The organism is Undibacterium sp. Di24W, assembly GCF_049340325.1.
GTDB lineage: Bacteria > Pseudomonadota > Gammaproteobacteria > Burkholderiales > Burkholderiaceae_D > Undibacterium.
On record NZ_JBMPOP010000008.1, the window covers coordinates 112,914 to 134,383 of the forward strand.

The following is a 21,470-nucleotide window of genomic DNA, read 5'->3' on the forward strand; positions in this document are numbered from 1 at the left end:
AGCCTCGCCAACTAAATTTGGCATTCAAGCCCGCAAATGCGGACACTCCGTTCCAAGTTGAAGCACACAAAAAACCATCCGCATCAAGCTCTACATAGTTTTTTACGACACTTCAATTCAAAGTAACAAATCATTTTTGTTCTGCCAAAAAGGATGCAATGTCTACATTCAAACGCACTATTTCCGCTACCTTAGCAATTGCAGCGTCTCTCGGTGCGATGGCGTTCACCGCTAACGCACATGCTGCAGACACGTATCTCGGTACTGCCTGGGGCGTTCGTACGAATTCAAACTTAAATTGCGCGGCCGGCGCAGTTTGCGAGCGCGCCAGTAAAAGCACAGGAAAAATTTACGGTGGATACACCTTTGCTATCACTCCTTATAACGGATTCAGCCTCTCGCAAAGTGTTGAAGGCATGCTATATCAAATAGGCGATACCAAAGGCAGCTTTAGTACTACATCTGGATTGAAAAACGGTATAGGAAAAACTAGCGGGGCTGGCATTTTTTACAAAGTCGATATAGGTACGGATGAGTTTGGAGTGGTAAGTCGTATCGGCACCAGCTATGCCCGCGGCTCAGTCGATTTCGCCAGCGGCGGTAGTGGTTCTGAGAAAGCATGGTTTATACCTGCTTTGGGTTTAGGATTACGCTACTCCCTGACCAAAAATATCAGCCTGACTGCAGATTGGGATCGATTACCAAGCAAATACAGCAGCACAAACAGCAACAAGACAATTAACAATATGTATTCACTAGGCGTAGCTTACAAATACTAGACAATTTGATTTGAACTTATCATTACGGGACTAGTCTGAATAGCAAATTTAGTTGGAGTGAAAAAAGTAGGAATGCCGATGTTTTGAAAAAACTCGTGCTTTCTTTAAGCCCAATCGCAAGGACCACTGACGTACAGAGACACACACTACCTGTGAAAAAGTAAGATACTCCCCTCCGTCTTACAATTTCGTGTGTCTCTGTGCTGATGGGGTTAAACGCCCCCCATAACTCGCTTACGTACAAACTGTATATGGCTACGCAAGCCATACAGCTCTTCCGCATATGAGAGTGGAATCGAAATATGATTCACTTTTTGTTCTATCTCATCTAATCGTTGCAACTGTTCTTGTGCTATTTGTTTACGTTGCTTAGGTGTGGCTTCGTCGATTGCGTGTTCAACCGCCCTTAGCTGACCGTACCAACGATAGATGCGGGAACGAATACGCCACACATACAATGGTGGAATTATTTTGGACAAGGGTAATGCGAGCGCCCCCAAAGTCAATAGCACCACCCACATCCTCTCCAAAAAATTAGACATCCAAAAACTCAAGTAGCGTTGCAAAAATGGTGGCCCATTTTTATAGAATTTTTCAGCCTGCTTTTCAACAGTAATTTCAGTATATCGATCGGAGGGAAATTCTCCCTGCTTACTAAACCAATTCGCACCACCATGAATTTTTTTTGCTGCCTGCAAAAACAAACTAATCAAAGCAGGATGCAGGCTTTCGTGCGCCACTAAGGTTGCAGTCGGCGAAATCAAATGATAATCACGCGCTGGGATATCACGCCCCAAATCCACAATACCGCGCGGCAGAACGACGTGCGATAAAAAAGGAAAACGCCGCGTGTATGCCTCTGCCTGAACAAAGTCAAATAATTTGACGCCTGGTGTCTGCAACAGCATTTGCACCAGCAATGAATCCGATGCAGAGCTCATTACTAAGACATCGAGCTTTCCTTCGACAAAAGCAACCGTAGCGGGTGTACTCTCTAGTTGCTGCATTTGTATGTCTGTTTCCTCCAAATTATTTACTGAGAGGATTTGTTTAAATAAACGGCGCACGCCATAGCCATCGGGTCCGACATTCACGCGCTTCCCCTTTAACTCTTCCAGGCTGGTAAACTCTTTTTTGTTCTTATAGAAAATCCAGATAGGCTCATAAAATAAACTGCCGAGCGAAACCAAACCCTGTGCTTCGGCATCAGCTTGATTGGTCGATCCGCTTTGCACGAAACCGATATCGATCACAGATTCAGAATCACTGATTTGATGTAGATTTTCTTGAGAGCCTTGTGATTTATGGATACGTAACTTGATCTGATTTTTAGCTAATTCCTCTGCGTATTTGGCCGCAAATTCCTGATACGCGGTATTGTCCTGCCCTGCACTAAAATCCAAAGTACGTCCTGGTGCTGGATCAACCAGATAAAACCCTGCAGCAATGACGGCGATCACCATAAGTACAATAGGGCCAAATGCAAATAGGGCATCCTTAATGGAAAACAGCGTAAATTTAATTTTCGACATAGTCATTCCAATTCAACAGCATTGATCAACAAGCCGTAAGCGATACTCGAATTTGCGTGCCAGACAAGGACAATGCCCATTTACGCGGGACTATATTCCGCATGAAACTGATCTAAGGCCAAGAGCATCTCAGCAAAGGCTGACGCGACTTGCGCTGGCTCACCTTTAACACCTAACTCTATGTGACGACGTACCGTTTCGCTTCCGACACTAGGTAGGCTAAATACTTTGATCAAGGGGTATTTCAACTCCAAAGCTTCCATCATTGGGGTTAACGAAGACTCAGCAACTTCGAACACTACAACCGCTTTTTCGTCTTTCGCTTGCTGGTGAAATAAATGTGCGTAATAGGTATCTAAAACCCAGGCAATCATAGGCCAAGCCATAACAGGAAAACCCGGCACAAAATAATGTTCGCGAATCGCAAAGCCGGGAATCTTATTGAAAGGATTCGGAATAATGGCAGCGCCTTGCGGGAACTCACCCATTTGCAAACGACGCCAATAATCGGGACCATCCAAGGCCGTTGGCATGTCCAGTGTCAAATTCATTTCTAGAATACGCTGATGAATCAAAGCTTTCGCTTCGGGATGCAAAACAATATCCAGATCCAATGCAGCGGCCGCACATTGTCGAGTATGATCATCGGGAGTAGCACCAATACCGCCTGTGCTAAAAACAATGTCACCACTCGCAAAACTACGCTGCAAAGTTGCCGTAATCCGAGCACGATCATCCCCGACGTACTCTGCCCAATCTAGACTTAAACCACGTTCTTTCAACAGCTCTATGACTTTCGGTAAATGCTGATCGATACGTTTTCCGGATAAAATTTCATCGCCGATAATGATGAGTCCTATTGCCATAATTTGCTCCACATTTCTTGATCAATATAACGCAGTCACATTAGGTAGCTAGGTAGCAATGCGCTCTACAAAAACTTCCTGCTCCAATTTTTCCTGACGCATTTTTTGTAATGCGGCCAAGCAGTAATATTGAAACCACAGACCAGTAAAAATAAATATAACCAAGTACATCCAAATCGCCATACTTACGAAAAAAGGAAAGAACGCGACATAAGCCATGGACATCGCGCCGCCCATCCACAACATCGAAGGCAAGCTACCAACCCAGCCAGCCACTAAACCAATCACTAGCAATGCAGGACGATGTGTTGCTACCAAAGTCTTACGCTCTTCAGAATCAGCAAAACTCGCTAACGCGTCATAACTCATAATGCGATATGTCAACCATCCCCACAACAATGGCTGTACCAATACATAAACAGGTGGAAAGAAGATTAAGGGTAAAGTCGCAACGCAGGCAAATACGAACAAGAACAGCGATCCGAGTGAGAAAACAAAACCACCGAAGAAAGAACCGCCTTGACGTTTTTCCAGCGTAGGATAATCTCTGGCACCAACGTGCTTCGCGATACCGGGCATCACCAAAATACCGATAAAAACCAAACAACTCATGATCATCAAGGGTAATAGTGTCCACATAGCCAGCAATGGGACGATCACAGTTTTCAAAGCCAGCAAACCCAGCGAATTTAATATGCTACTAGCAGATGAAAAACCATTATGCTCAGAGAAATAGCTTTGAATAAAATCAAACAGCGCCTGCAAACGCCACGCCATCAAGCCTCCCCACAAGCACAGTGAAATCACCAGAGGAATCAGGCTTAAGAGAAGAATCTTGAAACGAAATTGTGCTGCCAAGGCGCGCGTCCATGAGCGCATCACTTCTTGTAAATGCATCGTAACAACCTTTGAGATAGCGAGCAAAGTAAAAGACCGAAACGCTATTCTACCTTGCAAATGCGGCAAGCACCTCTTCGTTAGTACTTAGGCGGTTACCACTATTTTCGACTAAAATACCGGCTAGCGAAAATTGATTGATTACGCAATTTTCTTCCCTCTCATTACGTTTAAGGAAAAACTATGTCAGCGATCACTACCGTCAGCGGCTTGCAATATGAAGATAAAATAGAAGGCACTGGCGCCGAAGCCACCGCCGGAAAAAATGTATTGGTACATTACACAGGCTGGTTGCAAAATCCAGATGGTAGCGCGGGTAAGAAATTTGATTCAAGCAAAGATCGCAACGATGCTTTCGAATTCGCGCTAGGTGCGGGTCAGGTCATCAAAGGCTGGGACGAAGGCGTACAAGGTATGAAAATCGGTGGCACTCGTGTACTCACGATTCCAGCAGCCCTGGGCTACGGCCCACGCGGCGCTGGTGGCGTGATTCCACCAAATGCAACTTTGATTTTTGAGGTGGAATTGTTGGGCGTTTAAGTTAATTACTGCCACAATAAAAAAAGGCTGACATCGTCAGCCTTTTCACGTTGACGGCAAGCTTATGCCAGAATTACTCCTTAATAAAGTGCTCGCGATAGTATTTCAACTCTTCGATGGACTCAATGATATCGGCCAGCGCCGTGTGTTTTTGATGTTTCTTGAAGCCGCTAGATAGAGCCGGTTTCCAACGACGGCACAATTCTTTCAAGGTTGACACATCCAAGTTACGATAATGGAAGAAGGCTTCCAGTTTTGGCATACCACGAAACATAAAGCGGCGATCCTGGCAAATCGTATTGCCGCACATCGGTGATTTGCCCGCTGGTACATAGGCTCTCAAAAATTCTATCAGGGCCTTCTCCGCATCAGCTTCGGTTACGGCAGACGCTTTGACTTTGTCGATCAGACCGGAACGTCCGTGTGTACCTTTATTCCAGGCGTCCATTTTGTCTAAAACTTCATCGGATTGATGAATTGCAAATACCGGACCTTCTGCCAAGACATTTAATTGCATATCTGTCACGACGACCGCCACTTCAATGATTTTATCGGTATCGGGATCGAGGCCTGTCATCTCCATATCAACCCAAATCAAATTCATCTCATTGGGTTTCGCTGGTTTGGCCAGCACCACGCTCGTGGTTTCATTTACTTGAACATTGCTCTCTTGTGACATAATTCTTCCTAGAACCTTAACTTGGCATTATTTAATATTATTTGGCTTCATTTTCTAATCGATCAATAGTGATTAAAAAATAATTGCCTTAAACATTTTTCTGATAAAGCAGCATTTTCCCATGAATTCATATACGTTTTCGGTTTTATTCGTTGTTTTTCTTGGCATTACAGTAAGTTTGCAATTTTGGCTATCGTCTCGCCAATTGCGTCACGTGGCCAGGCATCGCTCAGCGGTTCCTGCTGAGTTCGCAGAGAAAATAAGTTTAGAAGCACATCAAAAAGCGGCTGACTACACCATAGCTAAAACTCACTTTGGATTGATTTCTTTATTCGTCAGCGTTTTGGTCTTGCTTGGTTTTACGCTATTCGGCGGCTTGCAATTGCTCGCGGCGACTTTGTTTCAATGGTTAGGTAACGGCATGAGCTACCAGCTCAGCTTGCTAGTCGCATTTACGTTAATCAGCGGTGCAATTGATTTGCCATTCGAGCTATACCGCCAATTCGTCTTGGAAGAAAAATTTGGCTTCAATAAAATGACTTTGAAGCTATTTTTCACAGACATGATCAAAAGCAGCGTAATCGGGGCAGCAATTGGCTTACCTTTAGTTTGGGTCGTCATAAGCCTAATGGATAAGTCTGGCAATTTGTGGTGGCTGTACGCTTGGCTAGTCTTTAGCGGATTTCAGCTCTTGATGATGTTGATTTTCCCGACTTGGATTGCGCCCTTATTTAACAAATTCACGCCACTCGCCGATGAGGCTTTGCGCACCCGCATAGAAGGATTAATGCAACGCGTAGGTTTTGCCTCCAGCGGCTTATTTGTCATGGATGGATCAAAACGCAGTGCGCATGGTAATGCTTATTTTTCTGGCTTTGGAAAAACCAAACGCATCGTGTTTTTTGATACCTTGATCGAACGTCTGGCACCTCAAGAAGTAGAAGCTGTCTTGGCGCATGAGCTCGGCCATTTTAAACTTAAGCACATCGTCAAACGTATGGTGGTGATGTTCGCAGTATCGCTGGGATTCTTGGCTTTGCTCGGTTATTTGAAACAACAAATTTGGTTTTACACTGGCTTAAGCGTCGATCCTATTTCCTTTGCGTCATCGAATAGTGCAATGGCTTTGATTTTATTCATGCTAACCTTGCCCGTCTTTACTTTCATACTTTCGCCTATAACGTCCATCAGTTCACGCAAACATGAATTCGAAGCCGATGCCTTTGCGGTGAAACATACGAACGCAAATGACCTGGTGTCGGCTCTGGTCAAACTATATGAAGATAATGCCTCAACTTTAACGCCGGATCCTGTACATTCTGCCTTTTATGACTCGCATCCGCCAGCATCAATCCGGATTGCACATTTACATCAGCAAGCCTTGGCTTAAGTCGTAGTCACAAACAACTCATTATCCAAAAAATTCTATGAAAACATCTGATCTCTTAGCAAAAAAATCCGCCCACACTGAAATCGGTTTGCAAGACCAAGAATTGACTGCCTTCTTCGCCGCAACACCCGGTTGGGCACAAGATGGGCCACGTATCGTTAAGACTTATAACTTCAAAAATTACTATGAGACCTTGGCTTTCGTGAATGCTATTGCTTACACCATACACGAGGAAGATCATCATCCAGAATTAGTCGTCACTTATAATCGTTGCGTCGTCAAATTTGACACGCATACGGTCAATGGTGGCAAGGGTGGTATATCAGAAAATGATTTCATTTGTGCTGCCAAGCTCGACGTCATCTTCACGCAGACTTTCGGTTAAACGAACTGCATGTCTAAGAAATTTTCTCCGCAAAAGAAATCGGGACCGACCGAACAAGGTACGGTGATAGCTGCGCATGGTCGTCACTATCTGATTCAAGCTGATGGCATTAAATTACACTGCGTGACGCGTGGTAAAAAAAGTGATGTTGCAGTGGGTGATATCGTTGAATATCAAATGACCTCTGCCAATCAAGGTGTAATCGAAGCCATCGTGCCGCGCACTACGCTGCTGTATCGCTCTGACCAGTACAAATCAAAAATGCTGGCGGCGAATTTGACGCAATTGATCGTGGTAGTAGCCACCGAACCTAGTTTTTCTGATGATTTAATCTCACGCGCCCTAGTCGCATCAGAATCATCGGGCATCAAAGCCCATATCGTTCTAAATAAAATTGACGTCACTACCAGCTTACCGAAAGCGCGCGAGCGTGTCGGCCTATATGCCTCGCTTGGCTATCCGGTGCACGAGGTCTCAGTCACAGCACAAGCTGAAGCGACCCGTGAAAAAATGCTGTCATTGATTAAAGGACAAAGCACGATCTTAATCGGTCAATCCGGGATGGGAAAATCATCGCTGATTAATCTCTTGATTCCTGATGCGGAGATAGCTACGCGAGAAATCTCAGCGGCTTTAGATACTGGGAAACATACAACCACCTTCACGCGCCTGTTTCAGATGGAAGAATATGAGGGTAAGCCGACGTATGTCATTGATTCGCCCGGTTTTCAGGAATTCGGCCTACACCATTTGAGTGAAGGGATGCTTGAACGTGCATTCCCAGAATTTTTGCCTCATCTTGGACACTGCAAATTCTACAATTGCCATCACCATACCGAACCGGGGTGTACGGTTTTAGACGCGGTAAAAAGTGGTCAGATTAGTGGCATGCGCCATGATTTATTTAAACAATTGGTGCATGAAGCGGCACAGACCATTGGTTACTAAGTTTTGAATTTGAGAACTGGACGTTCAGGGAGGGGGAGTGCGCCACTTCTGCTCTATCTGAGCATACATTCCATTCTTTTTTATCTTGCGCAAACCAAGGTCGAGTAAATTGGCAAATTTCTTTGCCTCTGGGCGATGTTTAGAAAAGCTTAGATATAACTCACTTTGATTTAGACTACCTACCTGACGGACTTTGTCTTTGAATTCTGAAGGATACTTACTGACAAGATAGTCGACTACCCGGGTGTATACCAAAGAATACTCAGAACGATTAAGTAACAACTTACGCAAATTCGATACGTCCGTTGGTGCCACTTCCCGCTGAATGAATTGACTACCATCGATTTCGTCTGAATAAGTATAGCCGTGGGTAACCCCGACATGCTTCTCCCGCAAATCTCGAGGTTTAATATTGTTTTCTGTTGAACTTGCGCGTGCATATATCCCAATTTCTGCAGTGAATAGCGGCTCTTGATGAAATAAATGTGTTTTGCTTAGTTTGCTATCTTTCAAGCTATCAAAGCAGCCCAACTCTTGGCCACTTTCAGCAAGCATCATACAGCGTGAATAAGATGCTGTTTTGAATTGCACTTTCACGTTCACGGCAGCGTAAGCCGCCTCAATCAGATCAACAGCTAAACCTTGAAGCTTACCGTCCTTATAGGCTGAGTAGGGATACCATTCGTCTTCTCCAACTAGGACAATTGTTGGCGTAGCTTGATCGGCTTGGACAGAGAAACTCAATCCCAGCAAAATCACGAGAGAGGAAATGAATCTAATCAGCGTCGATACACACTTAAGTAGAATAATAGAAGATCGAAAATTTATCATCAGCGTCATTTTTTTGGTCACATGTACATTTAACCACAGATTATTTGCAGTACAAAAAATAAAAACTGTTTTACGCAACTTCGCATGGCTTGCCCCGCTATTCAAGCATGCGCTTGAGTCAAAATAGTCTTAGCTCGCATTTCCCCTTTGATTCCACTCTCTAGATAGATGCTCAATTTAGCTCCTCCCTTAGCTTGAGCGTGATTTGCGCTAGTTTGATTTTTTAGCGCAGTTACTAAAGCCAGCCCACGCCTACGCTAGGCATCAGCGAAAACTAACAGGCAATACACACTGATCAAATAATAATCACCAAAAAAATTAGCTATTTGATGAGCACTGCTTTCAATTGGAGAACTATTTCAATGCTAAATGGTCTGAATGCATTAACAAAAATTTCAAGCATGTTTTGTTATCACAAAACAATGAGTCCACGTTCAAAGCCAGAAATAGAAACATATGTAAGCCTTACATTTTGATGTCGAACTATATTCTCTATATGAACTAATTAAATATTATTACAATCACTCAATCTTTCGTTTTGCATTTTTTCAACCCTATCCGCCTAAAACCATGAAAATTCGTTCTCTACTTTTTAGCTTATCCTTAGGCGGCATGATTGCTTCAGCCTATGCCGCGCCCAACGATCATGCTTATGTCCGTTTCCCATCTATCCGCGCTGATTCTATCGTTTTCACTTCAGAAGGCGACTTATGGAAAGTCGGCGTCATTGGCGGTGCAGCACAACGCCTGACCACTCATTTGGGCGCGGAAACTAACTCGGCGATCTCTCAAGATGGAAAATGGATCGCGTTTTCCGCTAACTACGAGGGTGCGCAAGAGGCGTATGTGATGCCGCTCGCAGGTGGTGTGCCTAAACGTATCAGCTTTGAAAATACCGCCGTAACGGTGTTAGGCTGGAGTGCTCAAGGCGAGGTCTTGGTGACTAGCCAAAATCAAGTCGGACCGAGTGCGCAAACCGTAATCTCTGCAATCAATCCACAGAATCTGCAACGCCAGGTGTTTCCTGTCACCGATGCCAATGAAGCAGCTTTGGATGAATCTGGGAAGACTTTGTATTTCACCCGCCTCGGTCTGCATACACGTAACGACAATGCCAAGATGTATCGCGGTGGTGGTTTAGCACAGTTATGGAAATTCGACTTAAACGCTAAGGCAGAAGCAGTCAATATCTTCGCGAAAGAAAAATCAAATAACCGCCGCCCTATGTTGTGGAAAAACCGTCTGTATTTCTTAAGCGACCGTGACGGTGCTTACAATGTTTATGCAGCCAATTTAGACGGTAGCGATGTGCGTGCGGTGACCAAACATAAGGAATGGGAAGTCAGAAACCCGCAATTAGGTGATGGCAAGATCGTCTATCAATTAGGTGCCAATTTACATGTACTAGACTTGGCGGGATCGAGCGATAAATTACTGAATGTTGACTTGGTTTCCGACTTTGATCAGTCGCGCCAACGCTATATCAAAAACCCTTTAGAATTTTTGACTAATGTCCAAGTCGCAGGTAAAGATGAAAAACTAGTCTTCACCGCACGCGGTCAAATGAGCATCGCGGGCACTGGCACACAGCGTCGTGTCGATATTAGTTTACCTGATGGTGCCAGAGCACGGGAAGCTGTGTTCTCGCATGATGATCGTTATGTCTATGCTTTCGTTGATAGCACGGGCGAAAATGAAATCTGGCGCTTCCCAACAAATGGCAATGGTAAGCCGGAGCAATTAACCAAAGACGGTGAAACTCACAGACTAGCGATGGGTCCGTCACCGGATGGTAAATATTTAGCGCATATCGATAAACGCGGCCGTCTCTGGTTGCTAGATCTCGCGACAAAATCGAATGTGGTGATTGATGATGCGTCCAAAGGCGGGAATGGCACACACGATGAAATCGTCTGGTCACCTGATAGCAAAACATTAGCGATGGTTCGAGGCAATAGTTCGCAAGGCCGCAACCAAATTGGCTTGTATGACATCGACAGTAAGCAAACCCATTTTGTCACGACTGACCGCTATGAATCTGAATCGCCTACGTTCTCCAGCGACGGCAAATGGTTATATTTTTTATCGAACCGCAATTTTCAACCCGGCATCGGCGCACCTTGGGGTGACCGCAATATGGGCACGTATTTCGATAAACGTGCTGGGATCTTCGCTTTAGCTTTGCAACCAGGCAATCGTTTCCCATTTAAGCCTGACGATGAATTGAGCAAGAATAATGATAAAAACGGTGATAAAAATACTGACAAGGCTGCAGACAAATCAAGCGAAAAACCAGAAGGCGCAGAAGCTAGTAAAGATACTGGAAAAAGAGCGGACGCCTCGCCCGTGAAAAAAACTGGCAATGCTATCGTGTACCAAGGATTGGCTGAACGTTTATATGAAGTACCAATCGCTGCTGGAAATTATCGTCACTTGATCGCTGATGATAAGCGCTTGTACTTCATGGAGCGTGATGCCAATGATCGCAGCCGCAATAATTTAAAAACCTTGGCGATCAGCAAAACAGCTCCACAAGCAGAAGTCTTTGCAGCGGGTATTCGTAACTTCGATTTGTCACTAGATAAAAAACGAGTACTTGTACACACAGGCAGCGGCAACGGTGAATTTTACGTCGTCGATGCGGCGGCAAAAGCCCCTGGCGATCTGAGTAAAGCCAAGGTGAAAATTGAGGATTGGAGTTTCAGTTCCAACCCACGCCAAGAGTGGAAGCAGATGTACATGGATGCCTGGCGCATGCACCGTGATTTCTTGTACGACACCAATATGCGTGGTGTGGACTGGGTAAAAGTACGTGACAAATACGCGCCCTTAGTTGATCGCATTACCGACCGTGCTGAGCTGAATGACGTACTGGGATTGATGGTGAGTGAAGTCAGCTCTTTGCATTCACAAGTCCGCCCTGGCGATGTACGTCGTGCAGCACCTGATGGACAAGCGGCAGGCCTTGGTGCTGTGCTCAGCAGAGTCGCAGATGGCTACCGCATCGATCACATCTACCGCAGCGAACCAGACTTACCATCACAACGCGCGCCCCTGGATAATCCTGACCTCGACATCAAAAATGGCGACATCATCACCGCCATCAATGGCAAAGAGGTATTAGCCGCGCGTGACATTTCCGATCTCTTATTGAATCAGGCCGACAAACAAATATTGATGCAAGTGAAACGCGGCACCAATAGCAAGACTGTTCTGGTGTCACCTATCAATATGATGAAGCAGGCCAACCTGCGCTATAGCGATTGGGAACAAAGCCTGGCAAGCAAAGTCGATAGCAGTTCAAATGGCAAGATCGGTTACTTGCATTTGCGTGCCATGGGACCAGCTGATGTCGCCAGCTTTGCCCGCGACTTTTACGCGAACTTCGATCGTGATGGTCTGATTATCGACGTGCGCCGCAATAATGGCGGGAATATTGATAGCTGGATCATAGAAAAACTCTTGCGCAAAGCATGGGCATTCTGGTCATCGGCAGGCAATCAACCCTACGCCAATATGCAACAAACTTTCCGAGGTCATTTGGTGGTTTTGATTGATGAATTGACCTACTCTGATGGTGAAACATTTGCGGCTGGGGTAAAAGCACTCAGTCTCGGCCCCTTGGTTGGCAAGCGCACGGCAGGCGCTGGCGTTTGGTTATCGGATAGAAATACCTTGAGCGACAATGGTATGGTGCGCGCTGCCGAAAATGCACAGTTTGACGTCAAAGATGGTCGATGGCTAGTTGAAGGTGTTGGCGTCGCACCAGATATTGAAGTCGACAATCTGCCCAACGCAACGTTCAAAGGCGAAGATAAACAATTGGAAACGGCGTTGAATTATCTGCAGAAAAAACTCAAAGAGCAACCGATTAAACCTTTGGTGCCACAGGCAATTCCACCGCTGAAATAGATCTAATAACAATAGATTTGAATTGAAAAAAATGGCGCAGAGTAAAAAAACTCTGCGCCATTTTTTATTCCAAATCAGTACTTCATTTAACTGCGATGATCCGCCGGCCCAACTACCTCACGATAAGCATGCCAAGTGGCATGTCCTATGATAGGCATCGTAATAATGAATCCCAGATTCCAAGTCATAAAGCCCAGAACAACAAAAGCGACGATAGTCAGACCCCACACCATGGTCAAAGGTACGTTGACGAATAAGGCCACAATACTGATAATCATGGCCGTAATTGCATCGGTATCCCTATCCAACATCAAGGGAATTGAGACCCAGCTAATCGCAAACACCAAACTGGCAAAAACAAAACCTACGCAAACATAAACGAATAAAAATTCGACATTTTCAAGAGAAAACAGCTTCGCCAAAAAACCTTCCATAGTTGGCATACCCTTGTTATAAAACAAGGCAAAAATGATGAGTGAAGCACGCGCCCAAACCATCATAATCACGGCCAAAACCACGGCGAACGTGCCAATATTACTCCAACGACCACTCATAGAAAATGCACTTCCTAACATTCCAGATCGCAAATTCTCGATACGGCGGCTAACGTCATACAAACCCAAAGCAAGCAGTGGTCCAACTAACAGAAACCCACAAGTTAAGGCGGATAAGTACTGTGGTGCATTCGCCAGTGTCAATTTCAGTATCGCGCCCATCGCAGCAAAACAGATTCCATAAAGCAATCCCGCCATAGGTTCAGCACGAAAATCCTGCCAACCTAAATACAACCAGCGGAATGCACGAAAAGCACCAAGCCGGGCTACCGGTGGAAATGCACTCTTTTGATCTATCACCATGCGAATATCTGGGGCTGCACTATCTCCATCGCGCCCACTAGTTGGATCACTCATTTTGTCTCCTGTTCTATTTTTTTCTATTTTGCTTACTGTATTTGAGCGTTGTACTTGCAATTGTTTGACGCCATCACTTTCCCAGTCTCTATTTCTCTTATTTGATCATTCGGACTCCAGCATAATCCTAAGCGACTTCAATAGATCACCGCAATACTGAAATAGAAAGAGATGAAGTTAGGCTAAGTGACGTACCCGGCGTGTTGCTCCGAGTCACTTGTCTGGCTTTCGCGAACAGATATCGGGATAGAAACAAGAAAAGTCGTACCTTTTTCAATAGTTTTGACTTTGAGACTCACACCAAAAAAAGATTATTGACGATATTAAAGCTGACATGCAAGCCAAGCCCCACACTGTCCTAGTTGATTGGTAAAAAGTGGATCAAAAATCTTGAAAATATGTTCCAGGCGAATGCCGACACCATCTGCAGAAAGATCGATATTTTGAGGGTCTGAATCTCCTCTATGCCTTTCAGCATGCAGTAGTATACTTTCTACATCGCCCCCTTCAAAACCATAAATGACCGCGTTAGCAAAGAGATTTACAAATACTTGTGTTAAAGCCCCCGGAAAACTATCTAGTTCAATACTTTTAGCAACGTCAATATCAAATCGAATCGTTTTGTGTTTCGCCTGCAAACGAACTGTAGATTCCAAGGCCATCAATAAATCTAGTAATTTAAAATGCGCTCGACTTTCGCTGGTTTGATTCACTGCGATCGTTTTAAAGCTGCGAATTAAGCTGGCGGCACGAGTAACGTTCACAAGTATTAAACTCGCCGCATCTTCTATTGTTTTGACATACTGATCAATCTTTGATTTCTTGATGCTGCCATCCTGAAAGCTCTGGCGCATTTCATTCACTTGAAGTGCCATCAAGTTGAAATGTTCCATCAATACCGATAGTTCATCTTGCCCAGCGACCGTAATGACTTGTTGAAATTTTCCCGAAGCGATTTTTTGACTGGCATGCGTCATAGCACTCACGAGCTTTGAGAACCGTCGTCCAAAAATAAAAAATATGCGCAAAGTAAATGCAAGAATTAAGAATATTCGCGCAAGTGAACTTTGTTTCTCTTGCACCGTCGCGTCTAACAAATTTTTCACTGACAAACCGAATTGTAGGGAGCCTATCGATTGATTATTCAAGAGTATGGAATTTCACACATGTATCGTTCCACTCCCCATAGCAGACTCAAGTTAACTTCGGTTACTGCGCTTGGGTATGCTGACGATCTCGCTTAGAGTATTTACGACAGGCGTTCCATCTTCATCACAAATAACGACGTCGCTCAAACCATTCATGTCGTCTTCATTAAGTAACTCAAAAAAATCTGCACTGTCTTTAAATCATCCACGCTGACATAGGTAGAAACTAACAAATTAAGGAGTTGTGAAGTCTGGTCGATACTTGACTTAACATTGTGTAGTAGAGCCGCATTTACCATGCGATTACCGTCGTACACGACAGCCAAAATAAGAAAAGAAAAAGAACAAACAACCATGCGGGCGAATTGCCCAATAAGCGAATGGAAAAAGCGTCGCAGTACCTTGGTCATCAGATGCCTATCTAAATCGATATTGAACATTCATTTTGCGTCATCCATATAGCTAATTCACATTTTTTTATCAAGACTTTTTTTCAAAAATGAGCCCAACTAAATAATGTGGAAGGAAAGCAACGAGTCATAGACATTTCACAAATCTATACTAGACTGAAGACGGTGTAAGTGGACTTAGATTTTCATTCTGACATGTGTTATGGACAGGAAAAACTATGAAACAGATGATACGCTCTATCGCAATGATCGCAGCGCTAATGACCATTGCTTCCCCCGTCTATGCTGAACTCGTCATCGTCGTCAATCCACAAAATGACACGAAAACCATGACGAGCTCACAAGCCGCCCAATTCTTTCTGGGTGGCTCTGTGCAATTTACCCCCTTAGAGCAAGCCAGTGGCTCCCCCATACGCTTGGAATTTTATAAAAAAGTCTTGGAAAAAGAACCGCCGCAAGTACAAGCGATTTGGGCTCGTATCGTCTTTACCGGAAAAGGAAAACCGCCAAGGGAATATAAAAGTAGTGACGAGGTAAAAAAAGCCATTCGAGAAAACGTGAATGCCATAGGGTATATAGAGAAATCTGCGGTCGATGATAGTGTCAAAGTAGTGGCATTGATTCCGTAATCCAAACAGACGATACCTTTTTCTGGAGATTGAATAATGAAAAAATCACTACTTGCACTCGCTCTCTGTCTACTCTATCCGTCTGTTAGTCAGGCGATCGATCTAAGCGACGATGGCACATTCAAACTCACCGGTTTTTATAATATTACCGGTGCTAAAGTGCTCAGCGGCTCAGCATTAAACAGTAGTTCGCCTTGGACTTATCAGCAATGGCAATGCCCTTGTTCTATGCAAGCTTGGGAATATGCGGGGGTGTACGAAAAGAGCAAAGGCTTCCAGTTTAATCAGGAATCCCTGCTAGGAATTCAAGTCAAAAAGGATTTTACTCCCACTTTGTCTGCAACCACGCAAATCATTAGCCGCAGTAACAATCCAAATGCGGGCTCTCGACCTACGATCGACTGGGCTTATGCGACATGGACACCGGAAACAGATTCGGCTTGGACTTTTCAAGCCGGAAAAATGCGAATTCCCTTGTATTATTACAGTGATTATCTGTACATAGGGTATGCCTATCCATGGGTACGTCCCGCACCCGATGTCTATGGCTGGCCTATCTATGCCTATAACGGGGCAAATGTCAGCTATCGTACGCAATTAGGCAAGTCAGATTGGGCTACAACGGTCTCTGCATGGACTGGCGGCTACACGCAGAAGAACAACGCCTATGACACCCTGATTTACTACACGACGCCTACGAATGAATCTTGGAAAAAAATTCTTGGCGTCTCAGTCGCAGCGAATAATGGCATTGTTGATGTACGCGCCATGTATATGCGCTATAAAGACACATTATGGCAAGACAAGCCCGGTGGCGGTAATCTCTATTTAGTGAATGATCAATCCACCCAGATTATGGGGATATCTGCCAATATGGATTATAAAAATTGGCTAGTCAAAGCCGAGATTGATCGCTATCAGCAAGTAGATGCTCGCAAAGGTTTGAACAATGTGTACAAATATGCCTTGTTTGGATTCGGTTATCAATTTGGTGAGTGGACACCGATGTATACCTACTCGCAATACACCACCATTAATGAGCCAACCGAAGGTAGAAAAACTCAATATCTGTCTCTACGATGGGACTTCCACAAAGATACTGCGCTGAAGATCCAATACGATATCTCGAAAGATAAGTCACATTATCCCTATCCCTTCTTTGGCGACTCAAAATTACTATCGATTTCTTTGCAGGGCATTTTTTAGAGCTCAGAATCACTTACAAGGTCAGGACAAGCTGAACCGCTATCAGAATGTCCTGATTTCATTTTTATACAATTGCACCTAGCGCTGATGTATTTTTTTCAAAAGCACGTTGCGCCAAAATATCTGCCCTCTGATTTCTGACCCGAGGTATCCATTGCAAGCTTGCTCCATGAATTTGTTGTAGCAATCGCTTAGCCTCACAGCGAAAGTCTGTCAACGCTTGTGCATGATTTTTGGTCTTGGGGTCGAGATCGTCTATCACAACCCGACTATCACCATAAATCACTATGTCACTTGCATCGTGCTCTATCGCCAGTTTCAATAACGCGATCAAAGCGTGATACTCAGCCGCACTGCTATTGCCATAACCAATTGGACAACTCAATTGCCACGAGCGACCATCCGGCGCATTTAGTACCGCACCGATCGTGCAGGAGCCAGGATTGGGACGTGCCGAACCGTCGAACCATGCACACCACTTCGCCGCTGGAATCGCTTTTTTTGCTTGCTTTATATGATGTCTTTGTTGTGACTGATGTCGCTTCTTTTCCTTGTTTTCGATTAGTAAAACCTGTTCAAGGCGACGTACTTCTAACATCTGATCTAGTCCCTGCTTGCCGGCGACTTCGCTCAACACTTGTTTCAAAGCTGAATCCAAGGGCAAATCATCGCACTGCATTAAGCGACGACTGGCGACCATTTCACGATGAAATGCTAATGAGCGTAAAGTGTCAAAATCCACAAAAAAACTTTCTAAAAAATTCTTAATGTTCCTGGAGAAGTTCGTACCTGAAGCGCCACGAATTACGAAACAAAGGACTCAGCTATTGTAGACTTCTAGATTGAAACTCGCTAAACAAAATGATGGAAAATGACAAGGCTCAATTAAGGAATTTCTATGTCTCTGAACCAACACCTACAATTAATGGCGCAATACAATCAATGGATGAATCAAAAATTATATGACACTGCAGCTAGCCTTTCGGCAGACGCATTAAGAGAAAATCGTGGCGCATTCTTTGGTTCTATTTTCTCGACCTTAAATCATCTGGCGGTGGCGGATACTATTTGGATTCGGCGCCTCAGTGCGAGTTTTCCGGCTGAGTGGGGTTTAGAAGAAGCAAAGCAATTACAACAAATTCAGGCGTTAGATTTAAGCTTGTTTGAAGACTTTGTGGAGCTACACAACTATCGCATCAAACTCGATAACATGTTGCTACAACTGAGTCTAAAAGCTCAAGACGAGGATCTGCTCGCGCCAATCCCTTACATCGATATAAAAGGCAATTCTCACAAAAAACAGCTATTTGGCCTGCTCATGCATGTCTTTAATCACCAGACCCATCATCGTGGTCAGATCACGACCATGTTTAGCCAGGCAAACGTTGATGTGGGCGTAACAGATTTAAATGCATTGATCCCAGAGATCTGAGTTTGCGAGCTAAGGCATCGTCAACCAAGATTCATGTAAGACTTGATTTTCTTGAACACTGACGATGTCATCTGGATTTAAACGCTTTACCAACGTAAGGTCTTTTCTGTTTGGCCGATTCAGTGCGTGATGGTGGGCATGATGCCACTCCAACTAGCTTCCGGCATATTTTCAGAAAACTTGCTCCATTTCGTCCAATTTCTCTCAAAAACCGATAAAACAAAAAAATTTCGCATTTCTATATAGTCAAACCACATATAAGCAAATAAATACTAAGTAGTTTGTTATAAAGCGGCATAGACTTATCATGCATGCTACTTTGTACGAGGCGCTATGACACTTACCTATATTATTTCCGGTTTCGCAGTTGGCACTCTGGTCGGTTTGACTGGTGTCGGTGGTGGCTCGTTAATGACGCCCTTACTGACACTGTTATTCGGCGTTTCGCCTGCGGTAGCGGTGGGTACAGATCTGGCGTTCGCTTCTATTACGAAAGCAACCGGCACCCTCACTCATCGTTTGCGTGGCACAGTCGAATGGCATGTGGTGCGCTTGTTGTGTTTTGGCGCGCTGCCTGCCGCCTTATTTGCTACGCTAGCCTTGAAAAAATTTGGTGGTTTAAGTCAGGAATTAGGGCAGATCATTCGCTACTCCATCGCTGGTTCAGTCTTCTTAACTGTGATCGCGATCTTATATCGCAGCAAATTGATCGCCTGGATCAATGCTCATCCAGAACGTCAATTACAGGGTCAAAAACTCGCTATCGCCACGATTACTGCAGGTGCTATCTTAGGCGTATTGGTGACGATTTCCTCCATTGGTGCTGGTGCGATAGGTGCCACTATTTTGGTGTTGTTATATCCCAAAATGCCGGCAGCCCACGTCGCGGGTACTGATATCGCCTATGCCGTGCCACTGACAGCAATCGCAGCGCTAGGACACTGGTGGTTAGGATCAATTAACTGGGAATTGTTAGGCTCATTATTGTTAGGCTCCATACCTGGCATCACTCTGGGCTCCATGGCGGCAAAAGCCGTACCTGAAAAATTATTGCGCGGTATTCTGGCGACTACCTTAACTTTGGTCGCTTGCAAGTTAGTGCTGTAGTGTCTCGATTTAGCAGAAGCAAACTTGTCGCCAATTAATCTATACCACCAGCACACTTTTATTCCATTACGCTCACAACCTCTTTACCCGGTCTGTATGACACATTTACAAATCAGGTGCTCAGGTGCATTTATATAGGAAGTTCGAAGATGTATCGTTACGACCAACATGATCATTTGATCGTTCAAGAACGCGTCGCGCAGTTTCGCGATCAGGTAAGCCGCCGCATCGCGAACGAATTAACGGAAGATGAATTCCGTATCTTGCGTTTGCAAAACGGTCTATACATGCAGCGTCATGCTTACATGCTACGCGTTGCCGTGCCTTATGGCTTAGTGTCATCGACGCAAATGCGAAAATTCGCATTCATCGCGCGTAAGTATGACCGAGGTTATGGCCACTTCACAACCCGTCAAAACATCCAATATAACTGGATTAATCTGGAAGACACACCCGATATTCTCGCGGAGTTGGCAAGCGTAGAAATGCATGCGATTCAAACCTCAGGCAACTGCATGCGTAATATCACCTCAGATGAATTTGCTGGTGTCGCTGCAGATGAAATCATTGATCCTCGCCCTTATGCGGAGATCTTGCGTCAATGGACCACCTTCCATCCCGAGTTCGCCTACTTGCCGCGTAAATTCAAGATCGCAATCAATGGTGCGAAAGAAGACCGTGCGGCAATTGCGGTTCATGATATCGGCTTAACTGTTGTACATAACGAGGCTGGCGAAATTGGCTTTAAAGTGATGGTTGGCGGTGGCATGGGTCGTACCCCCATTTTGGGTAGCGTGATTCGTGAGTTCTTACCATGGCAGCACGTGATGACCTACCTCGAAGCAATTCTGCGCATCTATAACCAATTCGGACGTCGTGACAATATTTATAAAGCACGCATCAAAATCTTGGTTAAAGCCATAGGTCCAGAAGAATTCGCGCGTCAAGTTGAAGAAGAATGGCGAGACATCAAAGATGGCCCAGGCACACTCACGGAAGCCGAGTTGCAGCGTGTTGCCGCCTATTTCACAGCGCCCGACTATGCCAATTTGCCTGAAACCGACAGCACTTTTGTGCAATTACAACAAGAAAATAAGGCATTTTCCAATTGGGTGAAGCGGAATGTAAAACCTCACAAACAAGCGGGTTACAATGCCGTTGTGTTATCACTTAAGAAACCTGGGGTGCCTCCAGGTGATGCGAATGCCGACCAAATGGATTTCGTCGCGGACTTGGCTGATCGCTACAGTTTTAGCGAAATTCGTGTGACACATGAACAGAATTTAGTATTAGCGGATGTTGAACAAAGTCGCTTATTCGATCTTTGGAAAGAAGTAAAAGCGCATGGCTTGGCAACGCCAAACATTGGTTTATTGACCGATATGATTTGTTGTCCAGGTGGTGACTTCTGCTCACTGGCAAATGCGAAATCGATTCCTATTGCACTCGACATTACCGATCGCTTCCACGATCTTGATTACCTGCATGACATCGGCGATTTAGAGTTGAATATGTCAGGCTGCATCAACGCGTGTGGTCATCACCATGTTGGCAATATCGGTATTTTGGGAGTAGATAAAGATGGTAGCGAATGGTATCAAGTGTCGATTGGCGGTGCGCAAGGTAATCAATCTGCCATCGGTAAAATCATAGGACCATCATTTTCAGCAGGACAGATGCCAGAAGTGATAGATCGCATCGTGCAAGTGTATTTGCGTGATCGTGTGAATGGCGAGCGGTTTATCGATACTGCACAGCGTTTGGGGATCGCGCCATTCAAAGAATATGTTTATGCAACACCTATAAAAACTATCGAGCATCACGGAGAGGATGCCGGTTCTGCAGTTGTGTATTAAGGGGAGAATGGA

At 44.7% G+C, this 21,470-nt stretch carries 19 protein-coding genes; 11 read left to right on the forward strand and 8 right to left on the reverse strand.

What is annotated here, in order from left to right; translation table 11 throughout:
- Positions 1 to 158: 158 nt before the first annotated feature.
- Positions 159 to 779, forward strand: a complete 621-nt coding sequence (locus ACO0KZ_RS17100; protein ID WP_422997420.1) for an outer membrane beta-barrel protein — start codon at positions 159 to 161, stop codon at positions 777 to 779.
- 212 nt (positions 780 to 991) lie between these two features.
- Here ACO0KZ_RS17100 and ACO0KZ_RS17105 read toward each other — a convergent pair whose 3' ends face one another.
- From ACO0KZ_RS17105 to ACO0KZ_RS17115, 3 genes are all read right to left on the reverse strand, one after another.
- A complete protein-coding gene (locus ACO0KZ_RS17105) occupies positions 992 to 2,311 on the reverse strand; it encodes a TAXI family TRAP transporter solute-binding subunit (protein ID WP_422997422.1) in 1,320 nt (439 codons plus the stop codon).
- An 80-nt stretch (positions 2,312 to 2,391) separates the two neighbouring features.
- Positions 2,392 to 3,177, reverse strand: coding sequence for a competence/damage-inducible protein A (locus ACO0KZ_RS17110; RefSeq protein WP_422997424.1), 786 nt, complete (start codon positions 3,175 to 3,177; stop codon positions 2,392 to 2,394).
- 48 nt (positions 3,178 to 3,225) lie between these two features.
- A complete protein-coding gene (locus ACO0KZ_RS17115) occupies positions 3,226 to 4,074 on the reverse strand; it encodes an EI24 domain-containing protein (RefSeq protein ID WP_422997426.1) in 849 nt (282 codons plus the stop codon).
- A gap of 183 nt (positions 4,075 to 4,257) precedes the next feature.
- Between ACO0KZ_RS17115 and ACO0KZ_RS17120 the strand changes: the two genes are divergently transcribed.
- Entirely contained in the window at positions 4,258 to 4,614 is a 357-nt protein-coding gene (locus tag ACO0KZ_RS17120; RefSeq protein WP_422997428.1) for an FKBP-type peptidyl-prolyl cis-trans isomerase, read from the forward strand.
- A gap of 73 nt (positions 4,615 to 4,687) precedes the next feature.
- On the opposite strand, the gene orn is transcribed toward ACO0KZ_RS17120, so the two are convergent.
- Complete coding sequence (orn, locus tag ACO0KZ_RS17125) at positions 4,688 to 5,293, reverse strand: oligoribonuclease (RefSeq protein ID WP_422997430.1); 606 nt, start codon at positions 5,291 to 5,293, stop codon at positions 4,688 to 4,690.
- 121 nt (positions 5,294 to 5,414) lie between these two features.
- Here orn and ACO0KZ_RS17130 point away from each other — a divergent pair, with 121 nt between their 5' ends.
- Genes ACO0KZ_RS17130 through rsgA form a run of 3 tightly spaced genes read left to right on the forward strand, consistent with a single transcriptional unit; the run spans position 5,415 to position 8,016 of the window.
- Positions 5,415 to 6,683 (forward strand): M48 family metallopeptidase, encoded by a 1,269-nt coding sequence (locus ACO0KZ_RS17130; protein ID WP_422997432.1) that lies wholly within the window; start codon positions 5,415 to 5,417, stop codon positions 6,681 to 6,683.
- 37 nt (positions 6,684 to 6,720) lie between these two features.
- Complete coding sequence (locus ACO0KZ_RS17135) at positions 6,721 to 7,068, forward strand: 4a-hydroxytetrahydrobiopterin dehydratase (RefSeq protein ID WP_422997434.1); 348 nt, start codon at positions 6,721 to 6,723, stop codon at positions 7,066 to 7,068.
- A 9-nt stretch (positions 7,069 to 7,077) separates the two neighbouring features.
- Positions 7,078 to 8,016, forward strand: a complete 939-nt coding sequence (rsgA, locus tag ACO0KZ_RS17140) for a ribosome small subunit-dependent GTPase A (RefSeq protein ID WP_422997436.1) — start codon at positions 7,078 to 7,080, stop codon at positions 8,014 to 8,016.
- Positions 8,017 to 8,040: 24 nt separating this feature from the next.
- Here rsgA and ACO0KZ_RS17145 read toward each other — a convergent pair whose 3' ends face one another.
- Positions 8,041 to 8,952 (reverse strand): substrate-binding periplasmic protein, encoded by a 912-nt coding sequence (locus tag ACO0KZ_RS17145; protein ID WP_422997438.1) that lies wholly within the window; start codon positions 8,950 to 8,952, stop codon positions 8,041 to 8,043.
- 465 nt (positions 8,953 to 9,417) lie between these two features.
- Here ACO0KZ_RS17145 and ACO0KZ_RS17150 point away from each other — a divergent pair, with 465 nt between their 5' ends.
- Positions 9,418 to 12,759, forward strand: a complete 3,342-nt coding sequence (locus ACO0KZ_RS17150; protein WP_422997440.1) for a S41 family peptidase — start codon at positions 9,418 to 9,420, stop codon at positions 12,757 to 12,759.
- Between the two features lie 86 nt (positions 12,760 to 12,845).
- Here the strand turns inward: ACO0KZ_RS17150 and ACO0KZ_RS17155 are convergent, their stop codons facing one another.
- Together ACO0KZ_RS17155 and ACO0KZ_RS17160 are read right to left on the reverse strand one after the other, a co-directional pair.
- Positions 12,846 to 13,670, reverse strand: coding sequence for a DUF2189 domain-containing protein (locus ACO0KZ_RS17155; RefSeq protein ID WP_422997442.1), 825 nt, complete (start codon positions 13,668 to 13,670; stop codon positions 12,846 to 12,848).
- A gap of 323 nt (positions 13,671 to 13,993) precedes the next feature.
- A complete protein-coding gene (locus ACO0KZ_RS17160; RefSeq protein WP_422997444.1) occupies positions 13,994 to 14,776 on the reverse strand; it encodes a HAMP domain-containing protein in 783 nt (260 codons plus the stop codon).
- Between the two features lie 670 nt (positions 14,777 to 15,446).
- Between ACO0KZ_RS17160 and ACO0KZ_RS17165 the strand changes: the two genes are divergently transcribed.
- Together ACO0KZ_RS17165 and ACO0KZ_RS17170 are read left to right on the forward strand one after the other, a co-directional pair.
- Positions 15,447 to 15,857, forward strand: a complete 411-nt coding sequence (locus ACO0KZ_RS17165) for a hypothetical protein (protein ID WP_422997445.1) — start codon at positions 15,447 to 15,449, stop codon at positions 15,855 to 15,857.
- Positions 15,858 to 15,893: 36 nt separating this feature from the next.
- Positions 15,894 to 17,063 carry a hypothetical protein gene (locus ACO0KZ_RS17170; RefSeq protein ID WP_422997447.1) on the forward strand — a complete coding sequence of 390 codons (1,170 nt, stop codon included), beginning with the start codon at positions 15,894 to 15,896 and terminating at the stop codon, positions 17,061 to 17,063.
- Between the two features lie 64 nt (positions 17,064 to 17,127).
- Here the strand turns inward: ACO0KZ_RS17170 and ACO0KZ_RS17175 are convergent, their stop codons facing one another.
- Complete coding sequence (locus tag ACO0KZ_RS17175) at positions 17,128 to 17,805, reverse strand: ribonuclease HI family protein (protein WP_422997449.1); 678 nt, start codon at positions 17,803 to 17,805, stop codon at positions 17,128 to 17,130.
- A gap of 156 nt (positions 17,806 to 17,961) precedes the next feature.
- On the opposite strand from ACO0KZ_RS17175, the gene ACO0KZ_RS17180 reads away from it, so the two are divergent.
- The 3 genes from ACO0KZ_RS17180 (at position 17,962) to ACO0KZ_RS17190 (ending at position 21,458) form a co-directional block, all read left to right on the forward strand.
- Positions 17,962 to 18,495: a DinB family protein gene (locus tag ACO0KZ_RS17180; RefSeq protein ID WP_422997451.1), complete on the forward strand. Its 534-nt coding sequence runs from the start codon at positions 17,962 to 17,964 to the stop codon at positions 18,493 to 18,495.
- A gap of 333 nt (positions 18,496 to 18,828) precedes the next feature.
- Positions 18,829 to 19,602, forward strand: coding sequence for a sulfite exporter TauE/SafE family protein (locus ACO0KZ_RS17185; protein ID WP_422997453.1), 774 nt, complete (start codon positions 18,829 to 18,831; stop codon positions 19,600 to 19,602).
- A 149-nt stretch (positions 19,603 to 19,751) separates the two neighbouring features.
- On the forward strand, positions 19,752 to 21,458 hold the full coding sequence (locus ACO0KZ_RS17190; RefSeq protein WP_422997455.1) for a nitrite/sulfite reductase: 1,707 nt from the start codon (positions 19,752 to 19,754) through the stop codon (positions 21,456 to 21,458).
- The last annotated feature ends 12 nt before the right edge of the window (positions 21,459 to 21,470 follow it).

What these genes read in the sequence shown, in the direction of transcription:
- ACO0KZ_RS17130 (WP_422997432.1), top strand. Translation starts at nt 5,415, where the DNA reads ATGAATTCATATACGTTTTCGGTTTTATTCGTTGTTTTTCTTGGCATT.
- ACO0KZ_RS17100 (WP_422997420.1), top strand. Translation starts at nt 159, where the DNA reads ATGTCTACATTCAAACGCACTATTTCCGCTACCTTAGCAATTGCAGCG.
- ACO0KZ_RS17115 (WP_422997426.1), bottom strand. Translation starts at nt 4,074, where the DNA reads ATGCATTTACAAGAAGTGATGCGCTCATGGACGCGCGCCTTGGCAGCA.
- ACO0KZ_RS17135 (WP_422997434.1), top strand. Translation starts at nt 6,721, where the DNA reads ATGAAAACATCTGATCTCTTAGCAAAAAAATCCGCCCACACTGAAATC.
- ACO0KZ_RS17155 (WP_422997442.1), bottom strand. Translation starts at nt 13,670, where the DNA reads ATGAGTGATCCAACTAGTGGGCGCGATGGAGATAGTGCAGCCCCAGAT.
- ACO0KZ_RS17170 (WP_422997447.1), top strand. Translation starts at nt 15,894, where the DNA reads ATGAAAAAATCACTACTTGCACTCGCTCTCTGTCTACTCTATCCGTCT.
- ACO0KZ_RS17185 (WP_422997453.1), top strand. Translation starts at nt 18,829, where the DNA reads ATGACACTTACCTATATTATTTCCGGTTTCGCAGTTGGCACTCTGGTC.
- rsgA (WP_422997436.1), top strand. Translation starts at nt 7,078, where the DNA reads ATGTCTAAGAAATTTTCTCCGCAAAAGAAATCGGGACCGACCGAACAA.
- ACO0KZ_RS17165 (WP_422997445.1), top strand. Translation starts at nt 15,447, where the DNA reads ATGAAACAGATGATACGCTCTATCGCAATGATCGCAGCGCTAATGACC.
- ACO0KZ_RS17105 (WP_422997422.1), bottom strand. Translation starts at nt 2,311, where the DNA reads ATGTCGAAAATTAAATTTACGCTGTTTTCCATTAAGGATGCCCTATTT.
- ACO0KZ_RS17180 (WP_422997451.1), top strand. Translation starts at nt 17,962, where the DNA reads ATGTCTCTGAACCAACACCTACAATTAATGGCGCAATACAATCAATGG.
- orn (WP_422997430.1), bottom strand. Translation starts at nt 5,293, where the DNA reads ATGTCACAAGAGAGCAATGTTCAAGTAAATGAAACCACGAGCGTGGTG.
- ACO0KZ_RS17110 (WP_422997424.1), bottom strand. Translation starts at nt 3,177, where the DNA reads ATGGCAATAGGACTCATCATTATCGGCGATGAAATTTTATCCGGAAAA.
- ACO0KZ_RS17150 (WP_422997440.1), top strand. Translation starts at nt 9,418, where the DNA reads ATGAAAATTCGTTCTCTACTTTTTAGCTTATCCTTAGGCGGCATGATT.
- ACO0KZ_RS17190 (WP_422997455.1), top strand. Translation starts at nt 19,752, where the DNA reads ATGTATCGTTACGACCAACATGATCATTTGATCGTTCAAGAACGCGTC.
- ACO0KZ_RS17120 (WP_422997428.1), top strand. Translation starts at nt 4,258, where the DNA reads ATGTCAGCGATCACTACCGTCAGCGGCTTGCAATATGAAGATAAAATA.